We start from the raw sequence: 10051 nt of genomic DNA on the forward strand, positions 1-10051 counted from the left end.
CTTTTCGTTTTATTGATATTCCGAGCCACAAAGTTACAGAAAGTCCCACGAAAAAGCCCCCGACAAGACCGAAAATCGGATGCCGAGGGTGAAACTCTGAAACTAGTTTCAGTGAATTTTTGTAAAAATGCTATTTTTGTGCTCCGAAAGAGATGTTTTTGCGGATTGGACAGTTTGTAACAATTCGTATGTACCTCTAACGGCCTTTAAGCATGTCGTGACTTTGCTTTCTTTTTTTTCAACCTGACTGATGAACGCTTCTATTTCACTGTAATAGCCCTGAGTATAGACTTGGTTGTTCGCCAGTATGGGCGTGTAATTATTGCGCTGGAAGAGGAATTCCTTTGTTTCGTGACGTGGACGCAGTTTCTCCATTGGGATGCCGAGGACGGTGGAGGAAGTGGGCGTAAAGGTAAGTTCTTCCATCTGAGAGAGTGTGTAGATGCCGGACTTAGTACAGATTTTCAGCGTTTCTTTGGCAGCAGTCCAAGTGTAGGCGGTTGAAAGTTCAAGGGTGCCGACGATGTGTGGATGCTGGAGCATGAGGATGTAGGAGTCCTTGGCGACTTGGCGGATGGCGAGGATTTCTGGTTCTCCAAACAGATGACAAACGAGGTCGAGGGGATGAATGTAGAGGTCGGGCAAGGCATCACCCTCAGGATAGGCTCCAGTGAGATAGTGCAGGTCGTAGTTGATAAGATACTCTTTGCGGAGGCTTTGCTTCAGTAGTTGTACGGCGGGGGCGTAGCGTTTCTGTAGTCCTGCCATTGCGACGGGGGAGCTATAAAGCCGCTGTAGGTCTATCAGCCTGTCGAGTTCTTCTAACGACTGGCAGGGTGGCTTCTCAATGAAGAGTGATTTGCCGCTACGGAGGACTTGCGAGGCAATAGAGAAATGAGACGACGGGGAGGCCGAGACGAATACGCCCTTGACGGCTTCATCGTTCAGAATCTCGTCGAGCGAGGTGGCGGCTTTTACGTTGGGGAATTTCCGCCCTATCAGCCAGGCTTTTCTTTCCGACGTAATGCAGATGTATTTCAGAGGTACACCGAGATAATGAAGGACGGGATAGAGATTGGTCAGCGAGTGCTGGCCCATGCCGACAAAGGCGTATGAATATTGGTACGTTTGGCACAGATAATGCTCTGTACGCATCCGCTTGTATCGGTTGATGAGTGCCTGTATCATTGTATTGCTTTTAGATGTTTCTGATATGTCTGCTTGGGATCTGCCTTCCACTGATATTGGCCGTAGATCTTCTCAATGAGCCACTTGGGCAGCAGACGCTCGAAGTTGCGCACTAGGATGATGTCGTATTTGCGGTGGAAGTTGATCCAGCAGTCGTTGCAATGGTGTGAATAGTGGCATTGGGTCTGACAGGCCGATGCTCCGTTGAAAATCTCGTCGAGTGATTGCTCGTGGATATTGCCCAACATCACATCAAGGTTCTGGCAGAGCGGTACATCGCCATTACTATGTACCACGAGACTGCTCATGATACTTTGACAACGAAGCCGAAGATGTCCATTTCGCCATTCATCATAGAGTGCCACGAAGTCGTAGTTCTCTTGTGTGTCGTGGATGCTCTGCGGTATCTGCGTCACGAAGTCCGAGGCCGTCAGCAGTTCGCTCGTCGTGTCGAAGAAGGCCATCGTCCCGTAGATGCCGATGCGCACATCCACACCGTATTGCTTGGCTATGTCGATGACGAAGGCCATATCGTCGAAGTTGTTCCAAGGCGAAAGGCAGAACATCAGCGACAGCGGCACTTCGTCCTTCAGTGCCTCCACCACCTGAATCACGCGGTCGTAGCCGTCACGCCCCCGCATCCGCTGGTAAGTCTCGCGGCCTCCGTCGAGAGAGACGTACAGATGCTGGGGCTGATAGCGACGGACGGCTTCTATGACACGGCGGGGCGCGAGACAATTAGACAGCAGCGTGTAGTTCGGGTGATGCTTGCGGAACCACGCCATGATTTCCGCAGCCTGTGGGTGCAGGATAAACTCGCCACCCTCCAGTCCTACGGTTGTTCGTTTTGTGATGCATTTGCTTTGCATGATTCGTCGGATGTCATCGAGCGATAGATGTTCCACCTTCTTCTGCCAGATATTGCAGTGTTTGCAGCGCGACTGACACGCGGTCGTTGAGTAAATCATCAGTTGCGACAGCCGCTTGTGGCGTGGCCGCATAATGTTGTTCAGATAGAGTAGCCCGTTGTAGGCATAATCGTAAATCGTGTACATATAAATTCGTTGCAGTTTCTACTTATAAAGTCTGAAACTGCAACGAATGACTGCACAGGGCGGGAGGTTATTTCTTCAGTTTTCCCTTGCTTTCCAGATATTTCGTGAATATCTCCCACTGTGCTGCTCGTTTTGCACGATTGGCTTTCACCAACTCGTCGTTGAGAAACTGCGGCGTGTTGGGATAGCAGTCGTAAAGGTAGTAGTGGCCGTCATCAATAACCTCGCCATCCATCTTTCCACAGCAAAGAACAAGGTCGTCAAACACTTGGCTACAGATGAGACCGACATGGGTGGCCCCACCTGAAAAGAGATGTTCGCCACCAAGATAGAAATCGACGCTTGCAAGCAACGGGATTTGTTCCTTTAGTGGTGTCATCGTGTCGCAGAAGCGCAGTTCACGGGTAGTGACGTCAAACCATTCAATATCATTCTCGGTGAAAAGGACATTCTGTGTGTCACCGATAGAGCGCGTCCCAGACTCATTGACACCACAGGCATATAGCGTGGTTTCTGATGCAGGACACGTGGTAAATGGCTTCTCGGGTTCGTTACCGTCAAGACTGCAAGCAGTCAACGTTGTGCTGGCAATGGCTATCGCCATCATCCAAGCGAGGGGTTTGTAATACTTCATATTCTACAGAGTTAAAATAAACGTCTCTTTACTTATATAGTCCGCTGAACTGCGAAAAGACTGCACGGCTACCACGTAAATCTGATGCCCAGCGGCAGAGAGAAGGTGAACGGATGCTCTGTGCGGTATGTCTCGATGTCGCTCTTCATCGGGATATAGTACTGCAGACTTGGCTCTACGAAGAAGCCAATATTGGGTGTTAGGTGGTATTGCAGACCAACACCAAATGTGGTAGAGAGCTGCCACGGAGCGCGGATGGCAGTCTCGTCGCCTGCCTCATACTGACCATTCACATAGAACTCTGAGCGGAGGACGGAATGGATGGGTATCTCGGTTGTAAGACCGAGGCTACCGTAGATGCTCCACTGTCTTCTGTCATACATATTATATATACCTTTCAAGGGAATCCCAAGGTAGTGGATGGTCTGCTGTTCGCTGATGGTATTACCATCGGCACCCGTCTCAAAGTCGGAGGTTAGACGGCTGTAACTGAGACCTGACTCCAGTCCGAAGCGATGATTCAATCGGTACTTCAAAGCCAGCGACCATGTTATTGGCATCTGATGGTGGCTCGTACGCAGAATCTTGTCCTCACCAGGTCGGTTGGCATTGTTCAGGGCAATGCGCATGATGACGCTGCGGGTTTTGTCACTCACGGCATCGGGATTATTTGCAAGATAGACAGCATAGTCCGTCCAGTTGTCAATGCTACTCGGGATTATCGGACTTGGGGATGGTCCAGGCAATGATTGTGCAGCTGACGGCGTGGGCTTATAACTGAACGGCTGATTATAATGGTTCTGCTCGTCAAACTGCCCTGCGTATGCCAGTTCTAACGACCATTTCTTGTCGCTATTAGTGCTGATAGTTGGCTCTTCTGGGAATAACTCGGCCATATCGTAATGCGGAATCTCGGCCTTGCGTATAGCCTTTGTCGTGTCGGTTGCAATGGTGTCAGGGATTATCTGCTCTTGTGCTATTATATTAGATAATGTGTCAGACGTGACAGAATCTACAGCCTGAGCGATGACCGATTGCAGGGTGTCAGTCGCAATGACAGTGGTACGATACACTGGCAGATGAACAATCACGGGTTCTTGCGGCTGGTCAGTCGGAGATTCTTTCGACGATTCTTTCGGTGTCTCTTTCTGTTTCGCCACAACTGGCTTTTCATCCTTGACCGCAGAATCTCCTTTCCTGAGTAGGAAGAACGTAACAGGAACAAGTAGCAATAGAAGCCCGGCCACCCAATACTGTTGCATCATCTTGCGCAGCATCTTCTTTGCCCGTGCCAGTTGTGATGATGACGAATGTGGCTCAATGCCCAGCATGTCGGCAATCTCCTTGTGCGTCATGCCCTCGAACACCGACAGCCGGAACACCTGCCCGTAACCCTCCGGCAGTCTGTCTATCATTCTCACCACCTCGCTCAGCGGCACACCCCTCACGTCCCTTTCCTCGTCCTCGGCGGCAATCAGTTCCGCCTCGCTCGTCTCTTCGAGCGAAACCGTTGGCAATGCCTCCAGATGATCCTTGCATTTCGATGCCACGTTCCTTGTGATGGCCGTCATCCAAGGCTCGGCCCGCCGCACGTCGCGCAGCCTGTCGAACGAAGTGAAGATAATCAAGAAAGCGTCGTGCAGCACATCCTCCACCGTCTGCTCGTCGCTGATATAGCGTCGGCACACGCCCCTCATCTGCTGGGCGTATGCCTTGTACAGTTCTCCGAGGGCATCCGCGTCCCCCTGTCTGCACCTTTCTATCAGCCGTGTTATCTCCATCGTAAACATAACGTCTCTATCTATTAAGTCCTACGACGACGGAAAAGACTGCACCACCACCCGCATTTTTTTGATAGTTTTTACATTCTTTAGCAGAAAAAGCCCTTTTCGTAGCTATTCTTCTCGAACCAACTGTTCCGCTATTCTTTCAGTTAGAGGAAACAATACTGAATATTTCTCATAATCTTCCTGCAACAATTCTGGCGAAGATGATTCCTTTGTATCAGTATATTCATATTCGACAACGTAGAATACATCTTCAACATCAATATCCCTTACAAGGTTTTCTTTTTTATGGGTCAATGTCAGATGTCGATAACTATTGGAAGATTTTAAATTGAAAACGGAAGGAGCATCAAAATCATTATATCGATATAATTCCGTCTTGTTGTATTTCGATAATACTTGCGTGTATCCGAATAGATTTGTCACAAGAGAGTTTTTGGGCCACAAAGCGTCTATAGACAAAAGCATCTCGCTGTTGTCAGAACGAACCTTGCAACTGCCTATTGATATAGAATCCGCATAGACTATACCCGATTCTATATTTCTCTTTTTATCACGCATTGTCTCCTCATATAAAGTATTCTTGTCAAGAAACGGGAGAGCCATGTACCTGTCGCTAATCATCATGCTTCGTTTCTTCTGTGCAATGTCTTTTCTCTTTGACATAAAGTAATACATTTCGATATTACCGCAATGCACCTTTTTACTTTTGGTGTCAATATAGAATTCTCGGATTCCGTCTATATAGTACTTCAGACATGAATCTACGTGTTCTATACTCCTGAAGAACACTTTACAATGATAATATTTCTTTTTCCTTGCTGTAATATTGACTTCTGATAATTTGTAAGAAGATGGAGATAGGAAAATGATGCTATCATTATTACAAATGATATTCCTGGGCTCATAACCTATATGAGAAATGTTATATTCGAAGCCTTTCTGAAGTTTAATATATCCTCCCATGTCCGAGCGTCCTATTACAGTTCCATTAGCATCGTAGACAGTAGCATAGCAAACCGGATTCTTGGTTATGCTGTCTGCCAACATCACTTGCTGGGCAAGCATCTCAACAGATATGAAGGTAAGCAGGATGGTGAAAATAGTTTTCTTCATAATTCTTATTTTGATATTTTCAAACCGAGTTTGGCAGATGGTGTCCTGCCTTTATAAAAGACCTGTGCCTCTTCATTCTGATACGCAGGTTCGTTCTGTTCCTGCATCCAGTCCATGCCTCGAAATGTCTTTTTGTTCCAAGTTCTGTTTTCCACCTCATCCAAAGTCATGTTGAGAGAGGGCACAAGATTGCATGATTCTGAGACTTGCGCTGTGGTTATCCATTCCACAACGACGAATACACCAGTCTGGGGGAATGGTATAGGACGAGTAAGGCAGATGTCATCCTTGCCGAGTTTCTGACCGGAAGGGAGTATGATACCGCCGCCAATTATGGACTCGTCTTTGGGGGCATTGGTCTTGGCATCTGGCAGACGGAGGTCAAAGCGGAGAGTGGCATAGATGGGATTCTTGATTTCCGTGAAAACCAGATAATGGGTGGAGTAATCGAGACTTGCCAATATGGAATGAATGTATGGGCTCTCTGTCCATGTGCTGTCGTAAGGAATAAACAAGGCCATCTCAAATCCATTGGCTCCCTTGTGCTTGGTCTGCGTCTTCGCTTTCATCAATCCCACTGCTGTGGTCTTTATTCGTTTGGGGACCTTTGCGCTAATGGCGACTTCATCAAGATTGATGCTCTTCGGAACAAGAATGATCGTTTGTGAGTCGGCTGTTATCTTAGAGATGCTCTTTGTCTCGTAGCAGATATGAGACAACCGCATCTGTGCTGCTTCGTTTGGAATGGCAATCATCCCTTTTTCGTCCGTATAGCCACCAGTGTCATTCCCGAAATAGACACTCACAAACGGTATTGACTCATTGGTGATGCTGTCCTTGACAATTATCGTCTGAGACATTCCGAATGTCGCTGTCAACAACATTGTCAGCAGGAGCAGGAATCGTCTTGTTTGTCTCATATTCATTTCGTTTTATTGTTTGACGTTCTCGACGTGGAGACCGCGCGACTGTAGCAATGCCGTCAACTGAGCGGGCGATGTGTAGGTCTTTGAATAATGTGCCATAAGAAAATAAAACGACCCACCGATTTAAGCATTGTGAAGAGGCTTGGCGGGTTCTCGTGGGTGCATTTATTCTGCCTCGGCCTCTTTGATTTTCGCTAACAGTTCCTCGCGCTTCGTCTCGTTGGTGCCGTGGACGGCATGACGGACAATACCCTTCTTATCGACGACGATTGTGAGGGGGAAGCCCTCATAGCCAATCCATGCCATCATGTCCTTGGCCTCGACGAGGTGCGTCCATGTGAAGTGGTGCTTGTCGGTGATGCGTTTGGCGGTCTCAGCATCGTGGTAGGTGGCCGAGAAGAACATTACGCCAGGCAATTGCTCCTTCCACTCGGAAAGGATGGGCATCTCTGCACGGCAAGGGCCACAGCCGGAGTACCAGAGGTTAATCACCATGACGCGCCCTTTCACGCTGTCGTTCGTCCATGTTCGTCCGTCCATGTCCGTCTCCGAGAACTGCGGAAACGGCTCGCCCTCTTTGGGCGAATACCATGTGCCGTCGGCCTTGACGCCCGCCTGTGTCAGCGAGGTCACCGTGGCCATCATATTAAGACCGCTTAGGAACTGGTCGGCGTTGTGAACCTGTTCGCGGGGAATAGCCTTGCGAATGACTGACTTGGGCAGCGTGGCGTTGACGTTGATTACGATGACGCTGTTACCCTCTTTGTCCTTTAGTCGCGACATGGTTTTCTCACCGTCGGGCAACTGAGGCATTTCACGGAAGAAATAGCCGTTGGAAAGGAACTTCGGGATGACCGTGTCGATGCGCTCTTCCTGTGCCTGCCCCGCCAATGCGACAAGGGCAAGCATCATCGTGATAAAATTTTTCTTGTTCATAATCTTTTCGTTTTATTACTATTTCGTGCTGCAAAGTTACAGAAAGTCCCACGAAAAAGCCCCCGACATGACCGGAAAGCGGTCGTCGGGGGTGCAGGTCTTAAACTAGTTAAAGAGTTTTGCCCTATTTCTTGCTTTCGAACGTGATTGACTTGCGAATCGTGCTCAGATAGTTTGGGGTGATGCAAAGGAAGGAGGCGAGGTCTTGTAAGTCAAGATGCTCGACAATGCCGGGGCAACGCTGCAGCAGCAACTCATAGCGTTCGCGGGCTGTGGCACGATGAAAGTCTTGATAGCGTGCCTTGAACTGGTTGAGCATGTGCTCGCCTATAACAGCACGCAGTTCCATGTTCTTGATGCTCTGACGGAAGAAGCCAAACAACTCCTCACCGCTAACCCTCCATACACGGCAGGACATCATGGCTTCGATGGTAGCCTGGGAAGGTTGACCTGACAGGACGCAAGGATAATCAGCCACGAATTCGCCCTCAAACGAGAACCATGTGAGATGCTCCATGTCGTCGCTGATGCCATACGTTACATACTTGAAGCACCCTTCGGTGACGAAGCCGAACCATCGTGCGGGGTCGCCCTCGCGCTCCAGCTGGTCGCCCTTGCGGTAAGTCACCTCCTTGCCCTCGCGCTCGCAAAACTCGCGCAGCGCCTCAATATCAATACTGTTTTTCCCGAATTTCTGCTCCATATCGTCGCTTGATTAATATGTACGGCCGATGGCCAGGTCGATATCTTCAGAAAAGCGCTCGATTTTACCGAACACCTTGCTCAAAGAGGTGCCGCCCTTGAAGACCAGACTGTCGGCAAAGGGCAGGGAAAAGACGATTTGCAGGATTGTTGTTACCCACAAATCCTTTTCAACGGCCTGTGGCGGTATATGTTTCGCTCCTGCCACATTCTGCAAGGCGGCTATCTGTTCATCCTTTGTAAGTTCTCTCCAGTTTATCATGATTCCTTGTTCACAATCTCGTTCAACATTTTCTGAATCCACTGCGGCATGAGTTTCAGGTCACTTTTGATGTCATGCTCTTGGATGTAGTCGTTCAGAAAGTTCCTTAACACGTTCTTTTGCTCGTCTGTCACATGGCCGTTGCCGATGCTTTTCAGGGCCAGACAGAGGGTTGCCATCGTCTTGTCCTTAAATGCAAAGTTCTTGGGAACCCCACGCTTAAACTCAATCGTGGTGTTTCCTGCTGTCAGTTTCCTGGCAGAACCGTTTGTCAGGAAAACGATTTTCATGGGAACCTGCGTAGAAAGGCCGAAGTAGTTCTCTGCGGCAAGTCCCGACATCAGTACTTGGGCATGGTCACGCCTGGCTATGGCCTCTGCTATCTCCGTTGGACTGGGGAGCACGGGGCCAAACTTGGTGACGGTCGTCTTCAGATAGACACCGTTAGCCAGACGAATAAGTTTGCCCTCCCTGACATAGATAGAGAGCAGGTCGCCAATGTAATCTTGGTCATATTCCGGAAAGTCTGACGCAAACAGCAACGACTTGTCCTTTGTACGTTTGAACTTCTTTTCAACTATCTGAGATATAGTCATCTTGTTACTTGAATTAACATTTATTCGCACCGAAATTTTTGCAAAATTACGGAAATACTTTCAAACGGACAAATAATTAAGGAAAAACTTCATGTTTGATAGCGGATTTAATGTTATTTATGCAAATTCTGGTATGAATCATGGTCATGAATAGCATGAACGGCTACACGTGGCAAAGATAAGAATTATTCTTGAAACAACAAAGATTTTTTGAGGGAAAAAGGCAAAATTTTCATCAATCATTTAAAATTTTTCTGCGAAAGTTGTCAAAAGCGGTCAATTGGGTTTGGGGATGTTGTAACTTTGCAGTGTGATTGAGAGACGACGGCGGCGGGGCAGAAAGGGATGCCTTCCGAGGGTGAAAGGGATAGGACCTTTCGCTGTAAGGGATGACACTTTACACTGTAAGGGATGGCACTTTACGCTGTAAGGGATGGCACTTTACACTGTAAGGAATGGCACTTTACACTGTAAGGGATGGCACTTTACACTGTAAGGGATAATGGTTTAGGGGGGTAAAGTGCCATCCCTTACAACGTAAAGTCCTATCTCCAACGGTGTAAAGTCCCATCTCCAACAATGAAAAGTCCTATCTCCAACATTTAAGACATAGTCAAACTGAATTTTTAAAACTTTTGTATATGAAAAGACAAAAACATCTCAACTCCTACCTAAATCTCTTGGAATGACTTTGTATAAAGGCTAAACGGATAGGTAGGTGTTGGCACAACTCCTACCTAACACCTACCTGACACCTACCTACGATTTCTTTACAAACGGAAATGTTAAAAAACTGTAGTTCGCTGATTTTGGTTGTCAGTTTTCTGTCTTTCGACTAGATCAAGTTGA

The 10051-nt window shown here is 47.9% G+C and carries 10 protein-coding genes; all 10 read right to left on the reverse strand.

Annotated features, from left to right (window positions below; genetic code table 11):
- Positions 1–108: 108 nt before the first annotated feature.
- The 10 genes from Q0R57_RS12360 to Q0R57_RS12405 all read right to left on the reverse strand — a co-directional run bounded on the left by Q0R57_RS12360 (position 109) and on the right by Q0R57_RS12405 (position 9202).
- Positions 109–1188 (reverse strand): Gfo/Idh/MocA family oxidoreductase, encoded by a 1080-nt coding sequence (locus Q0R57_RS12360; protein WP_294748138.1) that lies wholly within the window; start codon positions 1186–1188, stop codon positions 109–111.
- On the reverse strand, positions 1185–2243 hold the full coding sequence (locus Q0R57_RS12365) for a radical SAM protein (protein ID WP_294748139.1): 1059 nt from the start codon (positions 2241–2243) through the stop codon (positions 1185–1187). The genes Q0R57_RS12360 and Q0R57_RS12365 overlap by 4 nt, the downstream gene beginning before the upstream one ends.
- A 67-nt stretch (positions 2244–2310) precedes the next feature.
- Positions 2311–2877: a hypothetical protein gene (locus Q0R57_RS12370; protein WP_294748140.1), complete on the reverse strand. Its 567-nt coding sequence runs from the start codon at positions 2875–2877 to the stop codon at positions 2311–2313.
- Positions 2878–2945: 68 nt separating this feature from the next.
- The gene (locus Q0R57_RS12375; protein ID WP_294748142.1) at positions 2946–4658 is read right to left on the reverse strand and encodes a sigma-70 family RNA polymerase sigma factor; all 1713 of its coding nucleotides are present in this window, start codon (positions 4656–4658) and stop codon (positions 2946–2948) included.
- 114 nt (positions 4659–4772) lie between these two features.
- Positions 4773–5780, reverse strand: a complete 1008-nt coding sequence (locus Q0R57_RS12380; protein ID WP_294748145.1) for a hypothetical protein — start codon at positions 5778–5780, stop codon at positions 4773–4775.
- A gap of 5 nt (positions 5781–5785) precedes the next feature.
- Positions 5786–6700 carry a hypothetical protein gene (locus Q0R57_RS12385; protein ID WP_294748147.1) on the reverse strand — a complete coding sequence of 305 codons (915 nt, stop codon included), beginning with the start codon at positions 6698–6700 and terminating at the stop codon, positions 5786–5788.
- A 171-nt stretch (positions 6701–6871) separates the two neighbouring features.
- A complete protein-coding gene (locus Q0R57_RS12390) occupies positions 6872–7642 on the reverse strand; it encodes a TlpA disulfide reductase family protein (protein ID WP_294748150.1) in 771 nt (256 codons plus the stop codon).
- A gap of 124 nt (positions 7643–7766) precedes the next feature.
- Positions 7767–8345 carry a cyclic nucleotide-binding domain-containing protein gene (locus tag Q0R57_RS12395; RefSeq protein ID WP_294748153.1) on the reverse strand — a complete coding sequence of 193 codons (579 nt, stop codon included), beginning with the start codon at positions 8343–8345 and terminating at the stop codon, positions 7767–7769.
- Positions 8346–8357: 12 nt separating this feature from the next.
- A complete protein-coding gene (locus Q0R57_RS12400) occupies positions 8358–8606 on the reverse strand; it encodes a nucleotidyl transferase AbiEii/AbiGii toxin family protein (RefSeq protein ID WP_294748156.1) in 249 nt (82 codons plus the stop codon).
- Positions 8603–9202, reverse strand: a complete 600-nt coding sequence (locus Q0R57_RS12405) for a DUF6088 family protein (RefSeq protein WP_294748159.1) — start codon at positions 9200–9202, stop codon at positions 8603–8605. The genes Q0R57_RS12400 and Q0R57_RS12405 overlap by 4 nt, the downstream gene beginning before the upstream one ends.
- Positions 9203–10051: the final 849 nt, after the last annotated feature.

Source organism: uncultured Prevotella sp. (assembly GCF_946407605.1).
In the GTDB taxonomy this organism is placed as follows: Bacteria; Bacteroidota; Bacteroidia; order Bacteroidales; family Bacteroidaceae; genus Prevotella.